The organism is Acidimicrobiia bacterium (assembly GCA_029210695.1).
In the GTDB taxonomy this organism is placed as follows: domain Bacteria; phylum Actinomycetota; class Acidimicrobiia; order Spongiisociales; family JAHEDJ01; genus JAHEDJ01.
Map to the genome: position 1 here is coordinate 1 of JARGFH010000004.1, position 16,797 is coordinate 16,797.

Sequence of the window (16,797 nt, forward strand, 5' to 3'; positions counted from 1 at the left end):
GACGACAGTCGCCGTTGGATCGTCCGAGCCGACAACTGTATCGCCCTGGGATTCTTGGAGACTCTTTACCTTGGAAGCGAGGATGGAGTTATGTCAAAGAAACCCCGACTCGCCATCGGCCAGGCGGATCACCTTGGGATCACCGGTATTGCGTTGCGCGGTGATAAACGCCAACACATCCGCCGTGGTCACCGCATCAGGATCCTTAGGAATCAGCGCAAAGAACACCTTCAGATCGAACCCGGCCGCCAACACCGTGTTCGATCGGCAGCGGGCCGCCAAGAACTCCAGATAGTCATCAACCACCCGATGACCCAACTGCACACGCAGCCGTCCAGCCGGTGAAACAGACCGAATCAAACACGGGAACCAAGACATACGGGCATCCTTTCCCGGCCCCGGACGGGGCCACCACACAGAGTCCCAGACCCCCCACCCATCGTCCAAGAAACCCGCCCCCGATTACCCCCATATCCTCACATCGGAGTGCGGGTTACGGGCGTAGTTCGAGGAAGCCTGCCGCTGCGAAGTCCTGATCGAACGCCAGTGCTTCGCGGAGGCGGCGGTTGCGCATCACCTGAAAGCTTGTTGCATCGACGAACGAGTAGCTCCTCTCGTCGTGCTTCCGCAGCCAGGCCCACGCGTTGTTCTCTTGGTCGATGGTGACCCGGTGGACGGCGAGTTTGGATTGCTGTTGGAGTGCGCCGATCCGGTCGAGGAAGGCTAGGGCAGTTCGGTGACCGTCCTTGCGGCGGAGAAACGTCCAGGTTTCTCCTACGACCAGATTGGTGGTTAGTACCTGTTCGGCAGATCCAAGATGGGCGAGCATCGCCAACGCATCGGAGTGCCCTCCATCCCCGGGGAGGGACCACGCCACCCACCAGCTGGTGTCGGCGAACTTCACGAGTCGTAGACCACCCGGTCGATCTCGCCCGGTTCGGTCGTGAATTCTTCGCCTGCGAAGCCGGCGAGCTGGTGCCACGGATCGTCAGCCGACCGGGTGTCCTGGTTGGGGAGGAGAGTGGCCAGGCCGCGGCGGATCAGCTCGGACTTGGAGATGCCCCGGCGTTTCGCTTCGGCTGCTGCTTCGGCGTCGAGTTCGTCGGGGATGGTGATCGTAATCGTCTTCATGGAGTCATTATACATAGGCGCTGTTGCGACGCCTACATAGTGCTCCCCTCGCGGGTTGAGGTGCGCGGTCCCAGGTTCTAGACAAGTTCGGTCTGAGCCGACCTGCCAGCCAGGATGAGCGTCGAGCACGATGCTGTGGCCCAGAGCGAACCCGGTCTCGGCCAACTCCTGGATCTCGACTTCCGGGAGGCGTGGGTCGGTCCCGTCGCCTGGTGCACAGCTGGGCGGAGGCTCTGGCGCACTCCACGTGGACGGGGCGGTCAAGACGAAAGCGCTGTGTTTCTCAGTGGGCCAGGATCGCTATTGTCAGATCACGTGCACGACGTCCTCGACAATTGCGGGTTCTACGGCGAGAAGGCTCCCAGGATTTCGATGGCCGACCCCCGGGACACCCTCATTGAGCAACCTTCGTTGCTAAACGACAATCCGTGCTCCGGTCCGCTTGAGAACACCGACCGACCGGTGAAGTGTCCCGGCCCCGGCAGGCACCGTATCGCTCTGATACCACCGGCCGTCTCCTATACCCTTCCCCGGCACCCGCGATGACTTCATCAGGAACACCAGGCCTCACCGGCTGGGACTCGCCGTTTCCCCGTGGAGTCGGATTCGCCCAGGTGGACTTGGGTCACTTGAACATGGATGCCGTCGCCCACGACCCGATTGCCTCTCGTGAACTGAGCGCTCTCGGCGAGGGACCAACCGAGGCGAGACGCTTGGAGTTTGCAGCCGGGCGTGCGGCCGCCCGGCAAGCGCTGCGTGGTCTCGGTGTGGAAGAGACGCCTGTGCTGATCGGTGGTCGTCGGGAACCGATCTGGCCGACCGGAGCGATAGGGACGATCACGCACTCAGACGGGACGGCTCTGGCGGCTGTGGCCTGGCAGAAGCACTGGTCGGGGCTTGGCCTGGACATCGAGAGTCTCGATCGCTTCTTTCCCGACCTCATCACGATGATCACCTCGGCATCGGAACGGGTCGGGTTGGAACCGCTGTTGAACAGCGCTCCCGAGCGCACGGCAGTAGCGGTCTTCGCTGCCAAAGAGGCCCTCTACAAGGCATTGTTCCCACGGGTTGGGAGGCTTTTCGGTTTCGACGCTGCATACGTTCGACCCGGTGCACATCCGAATCAGGTGACCCTCCAACTGCTCGACGATCTCGCAGCCGACGTTCGGGCAGGAACGGTTTACTCGGTCCAGACAATATGGCGCCAGCGCCTGGTGCTGGCTTCGCTGGCTATCGAGGCAGTGTGATGCTGCCGGATCGCTGGCGACCTACCTCAGCTCGATACGATGCGGCCGCCCTTGAGTTCGATGACTTCGTCAACCCCGCCGAGCACGGCCGGATCGTGGGTTATGAGTAGCACCGCAGGGCGTGGTTGAAGCGTGGCGATGTTACTGATGACGGCATGGAGAGCGTCACGGTCGAGGTGGTTCGTCGGCTCATCGAGGATCAGGATGCTTGGCCTGTGGATGACGGCTCTCGCGATTGCGAGTCGTTGACGCTGACCACCCGAGAGAAAGACACCTTCATCACCGATGTCCGTGTCTAGTCCGTCCGGCAAGCTCTCAACGAATGAGGCGTCCGCGACCTTGAGCGCCCGGTCGATATCGTCCCGATTCAGTCCGATACGACCATAAGTGATGTTGTCGACCACCGACCCGTGCAGGAGCACCGTCTGCTGCGGGACCACACCCATCCTCCTGCGAAGCGAGATCATGTCAAGATCGGGATAGGGGATTGAGTCCGCCAAGAGCTGGCCTCGATCAGGGCGATAGAACCCGAGTATGAGACTCACGAGCGTCGACTTCCCCGAGCCGTTCGGCCCCGTGATGGCGATGACGCTCCCTGGCTGCAGTTCGAGTGACACGCCTTCGAGCACGGGTTCCTCTCCGTATCCGAACGTGACATCCACCACTCGAAGGTGACCCGCGAATTGGATCTCGGTCGAGCCTTGATACGGTCGAGCATCCCCTTCTGTGAGTAATGCGTCGAGATGCGAGAGAGACGTTAAGCCTTCAATGACGGCGGGGACTCTCAGCGCTATTCCTCCAAGCGGGCCTCGCATCAGTGCGAACCCGGCATAGAACGAAATGAGATCCCCCAGCGTCAAGCTGCCCTGAGCCACGAAAATTCCGCCGACGATGAGGACGCTAGCTCCCGCGAGAGCCAGCAAAGTGGTCTGCGAAAGCGAATACGCCTTGTTCCACAAGGATTGCTGTACACCCGCTTCCTCCAATTCGCCCGCCCGCAGCGCGATCCGATCCATCTCCATCTCTTCGGCTCCGTGGGTTCGGATCAAGTCCATGGTCCTGAGAATTCGTAGAACTTCACGACTGAAGTGTTCGAACATCCGGTGCTGATGCCGGACACGTTGTCGTAGGATCCGCCCCAACAGTCGACCCGTAAGCATGATGGCCGGGCCGAAGCCAAGCGTGATGGCCGCCAGAACTGGATTCATCTCGATCAGGACTGCGCCGATTCCCACAACGATCACGAACCCGGGAAGATAGGTATCAAAAACGGCCTTGGTACCGCGATCGATGCGCTCGGATTCCTGGACGATCTGATCATGGAGAACGGACGGTTCCTGTGATGTGACGAACCTCCGACTCACGAGGAACAGTTTCTCGACGGCATCCTGCCGAAGACGCTTGATAGCGTCGCGGACCACTGAAGCCGTGACATATCCGCCCCCTAATGAGAGCGCCGCGCCGAGGAGTGTCAAACCGAGGATCATGGCGCCGATCGTCAATAGCCGATCTATATCGCGAGCTGGTATCGCCTCGTCGATCGCGATCCTGACGAGTATGGGTATCGGAATCAGGGTGAGCGCGTTCAAGATCGAGAGGAGAACGCCTCCGAGAAGTCGACCTCGTGAGGAGCGATAGAGGCCGATGTAGCGCTTGAAAACTGGCCAACTCATCGCAGCTCCGCCGTCTGAGCAGGCTCAGCGCGGAGTGCTGCCTGGATGTGCTTAGCCACCATCTGTGCATGCGGGGCACGCATCAATGATTGCTCGCCCCGATGGGTTCCCGGAACACCGACAACTTCGAGATTCGAGCCGGTTACCTCCCGCCAGGGAGTGAGGGCGGCGACCTTCGACGGATCGGTATTGTCGCCCGCCTGAATAAAGAGCACTCGTCCATCGTACGGTCCCGGCTTGTAGGTCGAAGCCGCCCTAGTCGCGGCACGGAACATCAGCCTCTCGACCAGCCGAGGGCTGAGAGGGCGACCGGTGACTCGCGCCATCACGGTTTTCGGTCCATGACGGAGGCGGCCGCCGAGTCGGCGAGCGTGAAGGGCCAGCTGCTTGCCAATCCGCCTTCGGTCGAGCGTTCCGTGGAGAAGACCCGACATTCGCTTGCTCACCGAGCTAGCCCGGCGTGCCCCGCCGGGCCGGAATCGGGCATCGATCAGGACGACGAGGTCCACGGGTTCTCCTTCGGAGCGGAGCCGCCTGGCGACCTCGAACGCGATCAGACCCCCCAGGGAGTATCCGACGAGAACGTGGGGGCCGGTGCTACCTTCCGACTTCATCGCTGTGTGGCAGTGGACGGCCAGCGCGTCAATCGTTTTGAGCGGTGAGGACCTTCCGTCCAGGCCCACGGCCTCAATCCCGAGGATCGGGCGACCGGTCTTGAGGCTGCGGGCCATCAGTTCATACGTCATGACATTGCCTCCGGCGGGGGGCATGCAGACGATGGGACTGCCTTCGGTCCCATGCTTGATAGTGATGACGGGGCCGCCCGGCCGAGGCCCCTGCGCGCTGATGCGTTCCGTGAACGCGGCCAGCGTAGGTGCTTCAAACAAAACCGACAGGGGGAGGCGTCTGCCGTACTGCTTCTCTATCGCTGCCGTCAGTCGGATGGCCAGGAGCGAGTGTCCGCCGAGGTCGAAGAAGTTGGAGTCCGCTCCGATGTCTTGGACCTCGAGGGTCTGCTCCCACAGGCGGGCCATCCCTATCTGGGCGGCTCCCTGGGGCGGCTGGAAGGACCGCTGTGGAACTGTGGGCGAGGGGAGCGCTGCCTCATCCACTTTGCCGTTGGCCGTCAAGGGCAAGGCGTCGACGATGACGACCGCCGACGGGATCATGAAGCCTGGTAGTAGCGGACCGAGATGGTCTATGGCCGTCTGTGACGTGATCTTCCCGACTACGTAGGCCACGAGTCGCGAGTCGGCTCCAGTCGACCGTACCGCGACGTGGGCTTGTTCGATGGCCGGGTGACTGCGGAGGTGGGCTTCTATTTCGCCCGGCTCGACTCGGAATCCGCGCAGTTTGACCTGTCGATCGATCCTTCCAAGGTACTCTATGTCGCCGTCGGGCCTGCGGCGCACGAGGTCTCCGGTTCGGTACACCCGTTGCCCTCCGAGGGTCACGAAGCGTTCGTTGGTGAGCTGCGGGTTCTTGCGATACCCGGCGGCGACGCCGAGCCCTCCGACAACCAACTCGCCGGGAGCACCGGCTGGAAGGGGGTTCATGTTCGCGTCTACCACGGTCGCCGTGGCCCCCGAGATCGGTGTGCCGATAGGGACGGTCCTGGCGCGACTTGGCACGTTCGTGACGAGTTTCCACGTTGCAAAGGTGGTTGTTTCGGTCGGCCCGTAGACATTTACCAGCCTCCGCGGTGGCCCGGATTCGAGACACGAGCGCACGGCATCCGAGTCCGCGGCCTCGCCGCCGAACATGAGCGTGTCTAGCGATTCGAACGCGTCCGGCGCATGGCGTATTACGGCGTTGAACAGAGCGGTCGTCAGGAACATAACCGTGATACCGCTTGCGCGGATTTCTCTTACAAGTGAATCCGGGGAGAGCAGGGTGGCACTGTCTATGACGTGGAGCGCCGCGCCGTTGAGAAGAGCCCCCCATATCTCGAACGTGGCTGCATCAAACCCTGTGTTGGAGGCGAATCCGATGACCGAATCGCTGGATAGGTCGACATAATTCGGGTCGCTGACGAGATTGACGATCGATTGTTCTTCGATCTCGACGCCCTTCGGTGACCCGGTGGAACCCGAGGTATACATGATGTAGGCGATCCGGTCAGATGTTCCCGGGTCGGCCTCTCGCTGAACTGCTCTGACCTCGATTCGTGGATCGTTGATGCCGTTGCCTTGGGACAGAATCGCCTTCAACCGGGCGTCCTGAGCGATCGTGTCGATTCTCGCCTGTGGATAGGCGAGGTCGAGAGGAACGTAGACCGCTCCAGCGCGCAAGATCCCAACGATCGCCGCAACGATGCTTGATCCGCGCGCCATCTGTACGCCTACCGCGTCGCCGGGTTCGATGCCTGCAGCTTCCAAAGCGCTAGCGATCTGATGCGACGCCGCCGCGAGTTCGCCGAACGAATGGGGCTTCCTGCCATCCACTATGGCTGCCGACGACGGGGCGCGGTCGAACACCCGGTCTGCGAGGTCGATGAGTCGTGCTTTGGCGATAGATCTAGGCTCGGAAACTGGACGAGCAGGTTCGAGCTGAAGGGTGTCGATCCGTCGGTCGGTGTCCTCCCCTGTGGCTCGAAGCAGTTCTGTGTAGTGCTCGGCCATGGCAAGCACCGTTTCCTTGTCGAAGAGATCGTTTCTGAACTCCATGAGGAAGCGAACACCATCGTCCCTCTTCGTGACATGGGTGCGAAGGTCGTACTTCGCCGGATGGGAGCCGAGGTCGACGCCGAGTGGAACGTTGGAGAGGTGCGGCAACGACAACGCCGACGATTGCCCAGATCTCATGTCGAACATCGTCTGAAAGATGGGCGTCCGGGACGTGTCTCTTGGTGCGTCGAGGTGCTCCACCACCGCATCGAAGGGGACGTGTCGATGCGCCAGAGCTTCGAGCATCGCCGAGCGGATACGATTGAGCAGGTCCCGGATGGTCAACTCTGGCCGGATTCGCACCCGGATCGGGAGTGGGTTGACGAAAAAGCCGACAACGTTCTCCAACTCGAGGTTGTTGCGTTCGGTACTCGGGATCCCGATGACGAAGTCGTCCTGTCGGGTGAATCTGTGAATGAGCAGTGCATAGATGGCCAGGTAGGCCATGAACGGCGTCATTCCCTCGTCGCGGGCCACACGCTCGACCTCTCCGGAGACCTCCGCATCGATTTCCAATCGAACCACTCCGGCCTCTCCATCACTCTGCGGTGGACGGATCCGGTCGGTGGGCAGGTCCAGATTCGACGTGGAACCATCGAGCGTCTTCAGCCACCACTTCAAATCGGGGTCGGCGGCCGTTAGTTGCTGTTCCTGGCGCCGCGCAAAATCCGCGTAGGTCGTTGCTATGTCCGGGAGATCGGCAGAGCGACCTTCGACCCACGCCGTGTAGAGCGTCTCCAAATCGCCTCGAATGATCTGCATCGAATCTGCGTCCGTGGCGATGTGGTGCGCCACGATCGAAAGAATGTGGTCGTCATCAGCAATCCGGAAGAGTTTGGTGCGAATCGGGTGGTCATTCGCCAGGTCGAACGGTGCCAGCGCCTCGTGACGAAGCGCGGCGGAGAGGTCCAGGGAGGTATCGACCTCGACGAGCTCGATGGCGTGCGGCCGTGGGCTATCGACGATCTGGAATGGGACACCATTCTCTTCGCGTATTCTCGTTCTAAACACGGGATGCCGCGCAACGATGGTATCCATTGCATGCTGCACGGCCCGAAGTGAAAGCTCCCCGTACAGGCGCACTCGCCAGGGGGTGTGGTAGTTGCCGGCTTCGGGTGTCAACCGGTGGAGGAACCACAACCGGCGTTGAGCGAACGACAGGGGAGATCGTTCATTCTGGTTGGTACGCGACTCGTGTTCGGCTGCCGGCTCGGCGCTTCGATAGCGCTCGAGCTCGCGCACGAACGCTCGTGGGGTTGGCGCTTCGAAGATGGTGCTGATGGGCAACCCCACATCCCATTCGGCATCGACTCGCGAGAACGCCCTGATCGCGGTCAACGAATGGCCGCCTAATTCGAAGAAGTTGTCATCGGGGCCGACGTCGATACCGATCACCTCGCCCCATATGTCGCACATGCGGGCGAGTAGGGCCGGATCGACCACGTCGGAACCCGGTGCCGGCTGAGGTGCCTCCGTCGCCAGGTTTGTCGGTCCTTCGACCTCACGAGGTCGGGTCTGGATCGGCGCATCGGGATTCGACACCAGGCGGTCGGCGAGTCGATCGAATTCATCGAGGAGTCCGACGATGGTCGACTCGTCAAAGAGGTCGGTGTTGTAAACCAAGTTCCCGTTTAGCGATGTCTCGTCGTTTCCCAGGTACATCGTGAAGTCGAACTTCGAAGCCTCGGAGACCCTCTCGATGGATGCGGCTTCGACTCCGACGAAGGCCGGATCGGCGGCGAATGCCGAGACGCCGAACTGAAAGAAGACCTGGAACAGCGGCGTTCGATCGGCATGACGGGCCGGTGCAACGGCGCGGACCACTTGCTCGAATGGCACCTCGCGGTGATCGTAGGCGGCCAGCAGCGAGGATCGCACGGATCGGAGGACTTCGCGAAAGCTTGATCCCGGCTGAAGCGTGTGCCGGATGGCCAGCGTGTTGACCAAGAATCCGATCAGGCTCTGGGTGTCGCCGGAGGCCCGATCGGCGCTTGGGATGCCAACGACGACATCATCGCTTCCTGAGCGCTCGTGAAGGTTCGAGATGAACAGGGCAAGCCCGACCATGAATGCCGTCGCGGACTCCTCCCGGGCCAGAGCCAGGAATTGGTTCCTGTCGGTCTGGGTGAGTACGAACCTGTGATTGCGCCCGGTGAATGTCATGATGTCGGGCCGCGGCCGGTCCGGGTTGAGGTCGATGGCGTCCGGAGCACCAACCAGTTGACTCTGCCAGAACGCCAGGTCCCGATCGTAGGTTCCGTCGTCCAACGCCTGGCGCTGCGCTATCGCGTAGTCGGCGTATTGGATTGGCATCGAGTCGAGATCTGGTTCGGATCCCTCACGGAGTGCGTTGTACGCCGAGGAGAGTTCGCCGAACAAGATCGGCAACGACCACCCATCGCTGGCGATATGGTGCACAGCGCTGATCAGAATGTGTTCATCCGGCGACATCCGCAGGATCGTGGTCCGCCAAACCGGTTCGCCGGCCAGATCGAACGAGTACGACGCAGCCTCCTGGGTGATTCGTTCGGCCTCGCCTTGTCTATCTCCGTCCCAATCGCTGAGATCGATCACCGCCAACTGAACCGGGCCAGGATCGTCCACGATCTGGATAGGGTCCCCATCGTTTGCCACGTAGCGAGTGCGGAGGATCTCGTGGCGGGCCGCCACGACTTCGCAGGCCCGCCGGAGTATCTCGATGTCGAGCCGACCGCGGAGACGGTGAACCTTCGTGATGGTGTAGTTGGCACTCCCCGGGTACATGCGGTCCAGAACCCAGAGCCGCTCCTGTGCCGAAGATAGAGGGGCTTGCTTGACGCGAGGAGTGACCGCTGGCGGCACACCAGTCCTGGCCTCGAGCAGGGCGCGTTTGGCGGGTGACAACCGGGCGATCCGACCGTCGGTGTCCCCTGGTGTGAGCCCCTGGTTCGGCGACCGCTGAGAGAAGCGCCGTTCCAATAAGGCTTGCTTGGCCGGTGAAAGCGCAGCTACCCGATCTTGGGTATCGGTGCTGCGATCGGTGGCCAATGCAGCGGACTTGTCGACGATCTCCGCGATCTCCGCCCGGTCGATTTTGCCGTTCGCATTGATCGGCATCGCGTCGACCACAACATATCGTGCTGGGATCGCCACCCGGGGGACCTTCGAGCGGAGATGCTCCCGCAGAGACGTGGTCGTCGGTGTCTCGGATTCTGTGACTATTGCGGCATCGAGACGGGTGATCCGACCGCCATGATGGACCGGGACTACTGCGGCGCGCTTGACGCCCGGGTGTTCTTCCAGGGTCGCCTCGATCTCCTCCGGCTCGACTCTTACGCCGAGGATCTTGATCTGAAGATCGGTCCTTCCCGACACGACGAGAGTCCCATCGTCCCGTCTCGAGCCGACGTCCCCGGTTCGATAGACGATGTCGTCGGGATCGTCCGTCAGCGGATTGGAGACGAAGCTCTGGTCGTCGTCGACGTTCACGTATCCGAGAGTGCCGAAGTCGGTCCGGATGACGATCTCACCGTTCTCAGCCTCCTGGCCGTGCTCGTCGAGGATGAGGATGTCGGTTCCCGGAAGGGGAGTTCCGACGGGAATGGGTTGGCCGGGCACAACGTCGCCTATTACATGGAAGGTGCGAATGAACGTGGTTTCGGTTGGGCCGTAGAAGTTCACGAGCGCGCCGGAGGGCTTCACGCGGGCTCGCCAGTCCATTACCAGGCGGGGGGTCACGATTTCGCCCGAGAAGAAGACCCATCGAAGGCTCGACGCGGATGCTTCCACACCCTCTAGCCACAGCTCAGCATGGGAAGGAGTGACATTCGTGATGGTTATCCGCTGCCGTCGGATCCAGGCTATGGCATCGTCTGGGTCCATGGGATCGGGGGCAACCACGATTCGCGCTCCACTGACCAGCGGCACGAAGATCTCTCGCATTACGGCATCGAATCCGAGATTGCGGCTCAGGGCTACACGATCGGCTTCGGCAATCTCGAACGTCTCCGCCATCCACTGCATGAACTGGTTGAAGCCTCCCCAAGAGCCGAGGATGCCCTTCGGTTTTCCGGTCGATCCTGAGGTGAAGAAGATGTACGCCGGATCAACTGCGGAGCGGGCGATGACATCGAGTGAGTTTTTCTCGAACTCCTCTTCCGGCCAGGCGGGAATTCGAATCAGCGAAATCCCGTCGGCTTCGATGGCGGGTCCTTCGCCGATCTGGACGAGCAAGGTCGCCTCGGAGTCCTTGATCATGAGTCGCCGTCGTTCGGTAGGGGTGGACCAGTCGAGCGGGACAACGACTCCGCCGTGAGACAGCGTCGCGAGCATGGCAGCTATTGCGGCGGGGCCGCGAGGACCGACGATCGCTACCCGGGTATTGGGAGACACTCCATGCTTGGCCAGGGAATCGGCGAGGTGTCCCGCCCAATCGAGAAGTTGTCGGTTGGTCATGGCCCGCCCGGAAGCTTCGATCGCAACCTGGTCCGGGTGTTGATGGGCGCGTTCAACGAACGTTTCGATGGGGGAGAGAACGTTTCCATTCTGCGCTTGGCCGCGAGAGCGGAGTCTGCTGCCCATCACCTGCCCCCGGCGTCGAGTCGTCGGAGCATTTCCTCGGCTTCCTCGTCTGTCATCTGTTCGAGGGCTGTCAAGAAACCGTCCATGTCCGGGTCAAAACCAGCCATTGAATCTGCGTGTTGCTCCGAGGTCCGAACAATCGGGGGCGAGACCACGCTGCCACTCGGGATGTCGGCTCGAGCTGTCGCCAGGACCATGTCCGAGAATGCTCCAAATGTCGGGTATTCGAATAGATCTGTGAGTTCTACGGACACACCGAGACGCGCCTTGATTCGCGAGATCACTTTGATGGCAAGCAGTGAATGACCACCGAGATTGAAGAAATCATCGGTTGCGTCAACGTCATCAGCCCCGAGAACTTCGCACCAGATTCGGGCCACCTCGCCGCGATCCGGAACCGTGGAGGTTGGGGCGACGATGTCGGCACGATCTCGCGGTGCCAATATCGTCGCGGCCGGTTCGAGAGAGCCACGGAGGAGAGCGTTCTTGTCCACCTTGCCGCTGATGGTCATCGGGATCTCCGAGACTGCAGTCAGGCTGGTCGGCACCATGAACTTCGGTACCCCGAGCGACCGTCGGACGGCTTGGAGGTCAATTGGCTGATGGTCGGTAAACGTGACGAAGCCGCGCAGTTCCATGTCGCCGTTCGGGGCCTCAGTTGCCAGGACGACGGCGGCATCGATTCCCGCCACCTTCCGAAGCGCCGTCTCGACCTCAGCCGGTTCAACTCGAAACCCGCGGATCTTGACCTGGCGATCGACCCTGCCGATCACCTCAAGCGTTCCATTTGGCAGCCAACGACCGATATCGCCCGAGCGGTACATGCGGGTTCCGGCCAGTCGAGAGAACGGGTCTGGCGAGAATCGCTCTGCCGTGAGTTCCGGTGCGTTGAGATATCCACGAGCCACCAGTGGCCCGCTGATATACAGTTCGCCGTGAATTCCGATCGGAGCCAGGTTTCCGAGTCCATCGATGACGTGGACCCGGGAAGGAGCTCTGGGCGGGCCGATCGAGATCCATTCGTGTTCGGTTGGCGGGGGTTGGGTGAGGTCATTTGCCGTAACCCAGACCGTCGCCTCGGTTGGTCCATACGAATCGACGGTTTGGACGCTTCCTCCGGTGAGGGCGTGCCACAGATTGACGATGTCTGCCCGCACCTGTTCCCCGCCGAAGGCGACAAGTCGGAGCGTGTCCGGCAGCTTCGACCCGGTCGCGGCGAGCTCCTCGACCAGCACATGGAAGAAGCCTGCCGAGACGCGCAGGTGGCTGATCCGGTGGACCGTCAACCAGTCCACGAGGCGAGGAATCGAGTAGAACGATGCCTCGTCTCGGACGACGACCGTCGCGCCGCCGGCGAACGCCGCGTGCAGGCTGTTCATGTGGGCATCGAACGAGAGGCTGTGGAACCAGACGATCCGATCGCCCGGACTGAGGGGCTCGAAGTCGGCTGTTTGCTTGAGGAACCAAGCCACGTTGCCTTGCTCGACCATTACCCCCTTGGGAGGACCGGTGGATCCGGAGGTGTACAACACATAGGCGAGATCCTCCGGTTTTGGTCTTCCGGGGAACGGTCGCGCCTTGTCGTCTAGCAGTTGTGAAATCCCTCTAACCTCGAGTCCGTCATCTCGTGTCCACGGTTCCAGGGTGGTCAGCACCAACGCTGGTTTTGTCTGTTCTATGACCGTGTTCATCCACTCGCTGGTCAGCTCTGAGTCGATCGGGACGTAGGCCACTCCTGTCCGCAAGGCCCCGAACATCGCGGCTGCGGCATCGATCCCGCGATCGGCGCTGAGGATCACCACGTCTTCTGGCCCCAAGTTGCGATCCATCAACGACCAGGCGATAGAGTCCACCATTCGGTCGAACTCGGCATATGTGACGTGACGGGTCCCCTCTTCCATGGCAACGAAATCGGGCCATTGGGTGGCTGCTGAACGCAGGCACTCGGATGCGAGTGGCGGTGATGGGAGGTAGGCGGCTTCGTCGGGATTGAATTCTTCAAGAGTGGTCCGCCGTTCCGCCTCGCCCATCAGCTCAATGTCGAGGATGGTCGGATCCGCCGTCCCGGCCACCGACTCGAGCAGGCGGACGTAGTGTTCGGACCAACGTTCAATTGTCGACCGACGGAACCTTCCCGGGTGATAACCGAATGTGATCGCCGCTCCGGTCGGAGCGCGCGTCGCCCGGACGGTGAGATGGTTGGTAGCGCCGACCCGCGGCTCTACGACTTCGACCTCAAGATGGGTCGATTGCCGGATGGCCTGGTGGAAGTCGCGCATCTGGAAATGCACGCGATGCAGGGGGATCCTGTCGGTCGACCATGGCCTGACCGCACCGAACACCTGACCGTACGGTACGGACGAATTATCGAGCGCCTCAAGCGTCGTTCGTCGGGTGTTCTCGATTACCTCCGAGAACCGCGGATTATCTTGCAGGCTGGTTCGAATGGGCACCAGGTTGATGAAGCAACCGATCAGGTTTTCGGTTTCCGATCGCGGTCGGCCGGGAGTGGGGACCCCCACCACTACGTCGTCCACCCCGGCGTGTCGAGCGATGAGAACCTGTAAGGCAGCGAGCAGAACCATGAAGAGTGTCGCACCATGACCTCTGGCGAGATCCTCAAGGCCGGACATCACCCCCGGTGGGATCTGGACGTGGACTGGATTCGCGACCGAATCTGGATCCATTTCTCTATCGAGCGGCAGCTTTAGGTCTGGCGGCAAATCAGCCAACTGCCGTCGCCAGTACTGGAGCTGCTTCTCGAACGAATCCTCGGTGGTCGTTGCCCGCTCCCAGCGGGCGTGGTCGGCATAGTCGATTTTGAGGTCCGGCAATCCTGCCGGAACAGATCCCTCAAGTGCTGCGTCGTAATGGGCGATGAGCTCGTCGACGAAAAGCGGCTCCGACCACCCGTCGAACACGATGTGGTGCATGGCAAACGCCAGAAGATGCTCGTTCGGTGACACCCGAATCAGCAGGGGGATGAACGGGACCTCGTTCTCGAGATCAAAGGATCGAGACGTGTGATCGTCGGCGAGTGACCTGGCGGCCGCCAATGGGTCCTTCTCTCCGGACACATCGCGTATCTCCATGGCCGGCCGCCGATTGCCGGATAGTTGCACCGGCTCGGCTCCTTGCAGTGGGAACGTAGAGACCAGGACGGGATGTCGACAAACGACGGAATCGATAGCCCCGCTGAGTGCTGCGCTATCGAGGTTGCCCGACAACCTCAGTAGGAGTGGTCGGTTGTTCGCCCCCTCCTCGAGGTGTGAGGTCAGCCACAAGCTCTGCTGCACATGCGTCAGTGGGGCCACGGACGAGTCGACGTGCCGCACCGGAGTCGACCGTCCGAGCCGTTCGGCGATCAGCGCATCGATTGCCGAACGGCGGGCGGCTTCAGACATCGGAGATGAGCAGTTCGTCGATGAGCTCGGCCTGGGCGGCGACCGTCGGTCGATCGAAGAACGCAACGATCGACGGATCTATCTGGAGACGTTCACGAACCCGAGTGAGCAGTCTGATGGCGAGCATCGAGTCCCCGCCGAGGTCTAGGAACCGGTCCTCGACCCCGATCGAATCCCGGTCGAGAACCTCCGACCAGATCTCGGCGACAACTTCCTCAGTGCGCGTCCTCGGCGCGACCCATTCGGCGCCGGCGCCGGCAACATCGTCTAGGTCGGAGAGCTCGAGCCGTTCGGCCATGCCGATGCGCTGTAGCTTGCCGGTTGGGCCCAGGGGTAGTGAGTCCATGAAGATGATGCGGCGCGGCACCTTCGCCGAGGACAGGCGCGCTTCGACCCACTTGCGCAACGAGAGCTCATCGATGGCTGCGCCGGCTTCTAGGACGACTGCTGCGGCCGGCTGCTCTCCGAGACGGTGATCAGGGACGCCGAACGCCAGCGCCTGCCGCACAAGTTCGTGTTCGAGCAGGACCTCGTCGATTTCCCTCGGCGCGATGGTTTCGCCGGCTCGATTGATCATCTCTTTGGACCGACCGGTCAGGATCAGATATCCGTCCTCGTCGAATCGACCGAGATCGCCAGTCCGGAACCAGCCATCGATGAACGCATCCTCGGCTGGGGTCAGGTACCCCGCCGTCACATTGGGTCCCCGCACTACGACTTCGCCGATTTCGTGACGTCGCTGGTGTACCTCACCGGCCGTCAGAATGGACACCTCAGGACCTGCCGCAATACCAACCGATCCCGATTTGCGGCGCGCCGGCGGTAGCGGGTTGCATGACATCTGATGGGCGGCTTCGGTCATTCCGTATGCCTCAATTACCGGAGCGCCGAATGCCGACTCCAAGCCCTTCATCACTGCTGGCGGCAGCGATGCCGAGGACGAGCGAATGAAGCGAAGCGTCGGTAGTTCCATTTCTGGGGCAGATCGGACCCGTTCGACGATGGATTGATGGATCGTAGGGACGGCCGTGTACCAGGTTGGGGAGGTTGCGGTCATCCAGTCAAAGAACTGTGTGGCGATATACCCGGGTGTCGCGACAATCGATCCGCCCGAGTACAGAGGGGCAAGTAGGGCCGCTACGAGGCCGTGAATGTGAAACAGCGGCATCACATTCAATACCCGATCGTCGGGGGTGAGTTGCAGGGTCGTTGTCACATGAGCAGCGGACGCTGTCAGATTGGCGTGCGTGAGCGGAACCATCTTGGGTCGCGATGTCGTTCCCGAGGTGTGGAGAATGAGTGCAACATCGTCAGGGGCCGGCGATTGACTGGCCCCAACCGTGGTCGGAGGAGTGTCGATGATTGCCACGGAACCAGCCTTCAAACCAGGGCCGATCCGAAGAATTGGCACCCCGGCGTCTCTAGACGCTTCGACAAGATGCTCCGGAGCGTCTTCTGGGACGATCATCAGGCGGGGACGCAGATCTTCGAGGTAGAACGACAACTCCGCAGCCTTGAACGCTGGATTGAGTGGGGCTGCAATGCCGGCGGCTGCCGACGCAAGGAATACAGTCACGGCTTCTGGCCCGTTGTTCACGAGTGACGCCACGACGTCGGTTCGGGAGACGCCAAGTCGGCTGACCGTGGAGGCGAGGTGGTCGACTGCGCGCTCAAGGTGATATCCAGAGGACGGATCCCGGGTTGGAGCCAGAAGAACGTCAGATGTCGACGAGCCCAATGCACGCACAATCTCGACAGTTGTTCTCATGTTCCCGTGCCCCAGTATTTGCCCCAGGGTCAGGTTAGTTAGGCCAACGCCTGAGCTCAATGGGTTGCCAGCATTTTCAGGCAAGTGGGCGGCGACGATTTTCCCAGGAGATGGCCAGCCGTTTGAGCTGGTGGTGGCCGACTTGCCACGCACGATGGCGAAGGGTTCGGGGTTCTTGTGACGGAGGAAGCCATCGCCAAGCCTCGTATCACCGAAATGCGACGCCTGAGACACCGGTATTGCCCTGCCGACGAGATTGGCGCGCAAGCGGTCGGCCACACCACATACCCCTGGGCGCCTCACCTTCCGGCCGGCACAACCCGGCCCGCAATGCCGGGGCCGAGCTGT

The 16,797-nt window shown here is 61.6% G+C and carries 8 protein-coding genes; 1 reads left to right on the plus strand and 7 read right to left on the minus strand.

The genetic code is table 11. From position 1 onward, the window contains the following. Nucleotides 1–93: 93 nt before the first annotated feature. The 3 genes from P1T08_01985 to P1T08_01995 all read right to left on the minus strand — a co-directional run bounded on the left by P1T08_01985 (nucleotide 94) and on the right by P1T08_01995 (nucleotide 1,131). Nucleotides 94–378, minus strand: a complete 285-nt coding sequence (locus P1T08_01985) for a hypothetical protein (GenBank protein MDF1594857.1) — start codon at nucleotides 376–378, stop codon at nucleotides 94–96. A gap of 115 nt (nucleotides 379–493) precedes the next feature. After that, nucleotides 494–904 carry a PIN domain-containing protein gene (locus tag P1T08_01990; GenBank protein MDF1594858.1) on the minus strand — a complete coding sequence of 137 codons (411 nt, stop codon included), beginning with the start codon at nucleotides 902–904 and terminating at the stop codon, nucleotides 494–496. After that, nucleotides 901–1,131, minus strand: coding sequence for a ribbon-helix-helix domain-containing protein (locus P1T08_01995; GenBank protein ID MDF1594859.1), 231 nt, complete (start codon nucleotides 1,129–1,131; stop codon nucleotides 901–903). Before P1T08_01995 ends, P1T08_01990 begins: the two co-directional genes overlap by 4 nt. 542 nt (nucleotides 1,132–1,673) lie before the next feature. Between P1T08_01995 and P1T08_02000 the strand changes: the two genes are divergently transcribed. After that, on the plus strand, nucleotides 1,674–2,378 hold the full coding sequence (locus P1T08_02000) for a 4'-phosphopantetheinyl transferase superfamily protein (GenBank protein ID MDF1594860.1): 705 nt from the start codon (nucleotides 1,674–1,676) through the stop codon (nucleotides 2,376–2,378). A 26-nt stretch (nucleotides 2,379–2,404) separates the two neighbouring features. On the opposite strand, the gene P1T08_02005 is transcribed toward P1T08_02000, so the two are convergent. The 4 genes from P1T08_02005 to P1T08_02020 are packed head-to-tail and all read right to left on the minus strand — an operon-like array spanning nucleotide 2,405 to nucleotide 16,449. Then, the gene (locus P1T08_02005; GenBank protein MDF1594861.1) at nucleotides 2,405–4,051 is read right to left on the minus strand and encodes an ABC transporter ATP-binding protein; all 1,647 of its coding nucleotides are present in this window, start codon (nucleotides 4,049–4,051) and stop codon (nucleotides 2,405–2,407) included. After that, nucleotides 4,048–11,277: an amino acid adenylation domain-containing protein gene (locus tag P1T08_02010; GenBank protein MDF1594862.1), complete on the minus strand. Its 7,230-nt coding sequence runs from the start codon at nucleotides 11,275–11,277 to the stop codon at nucleotides 4,048–4,050. The genes P1T08_02005 and P1T08_02010 overlap by 4 nt, the downstream gene beginning before the upstream one ends. Next, the gene (locus tag P1T08_02015) at nucleotides 11,277–14,681 is read right to left on the minus strand and encodes an amino acid adenylation domain-containing protein (protein ID MDF1594863.1); all 3,405 of its coding nucleotides are present in this window, start codon (nucleotides 14,679–14,681) and stop codon (nucleotides 11,277–11,279) included. The genes P1T08_02010 and P1T08_02015 overlap by 1 nt, the downstream gene beginning before the upstream one ends. Next, the gene (locus P1T08_02020; protein MDF1594864.1) at nucleotides 14,674–16,449 is read right to left on the minus strand and encodes a non-ribosomal peptide synthetase; all 1,776 of its coding nucleotides are present in this window, start codon (nucleotides 16,447–16,449) and stop codon (nucleotides 14,674–14,676) included. Before P1T08_02020 ends, P1T08_02015 begins: the two co-directional genes overlap by 8 nt. Nucleotides 16,450–16,797 lie beyond the last annotated feature (348 nt).

Excerpts from the sequence above, each read along its gene's own strand:
- P1T08_01985 (MDF1594857.1), bottom strand. The coding sequence starts at position 378 with ATGTCTTGGTTCCCGTGTTTGATTCGGTCTGTTTCACCGGCTGGACGG.
- P1T08_02015 (MDF1594863.1), bottom strand. The coding sequence starts at position 14,681 with ATGTCTGAAGCCGCCCGCCGTTCGGCAATCGATGCGCTGATCGCCGAA.
- P1T08_02005 (MDF1594861.1), bottom strand. The coding sequence starts at position 4,051 with ATGAGTTGGCCAGTTTTCAAGCGCTACATCGGCCTCTATCGCTCCTCA.
- P1T08_02010 (MDF1594862.1), bottom strand. The coding sequence starts at position 11,277 with ATGGGCAGCAGACTCCGCTCTCGCGGCCAAGCGCAGAATGGAAACGTT.
- P1T08_02020 (MDF1594864.1), bottom strand. The coding sequence starts at position 16,449 with ATGAGAACAACTGTCGAGATTGTGCGTGCATTGGGCTCGTCGACATCT.
- P1T08_01995 (MDF1594859.1), bottom strand. The coding sequence starts at position 1,131 with ATGAAGACGATTACGATCACCATCCCCGACGAACTCGACGCCGAAGCA.
- P1T08_02000 (MDF1594860.1), top strand. The coding sequence starts at position 1,674 with ATGACTTCATCAGGAACACCAGGCCTCACCGGCTGGGACTCGCCGTTT.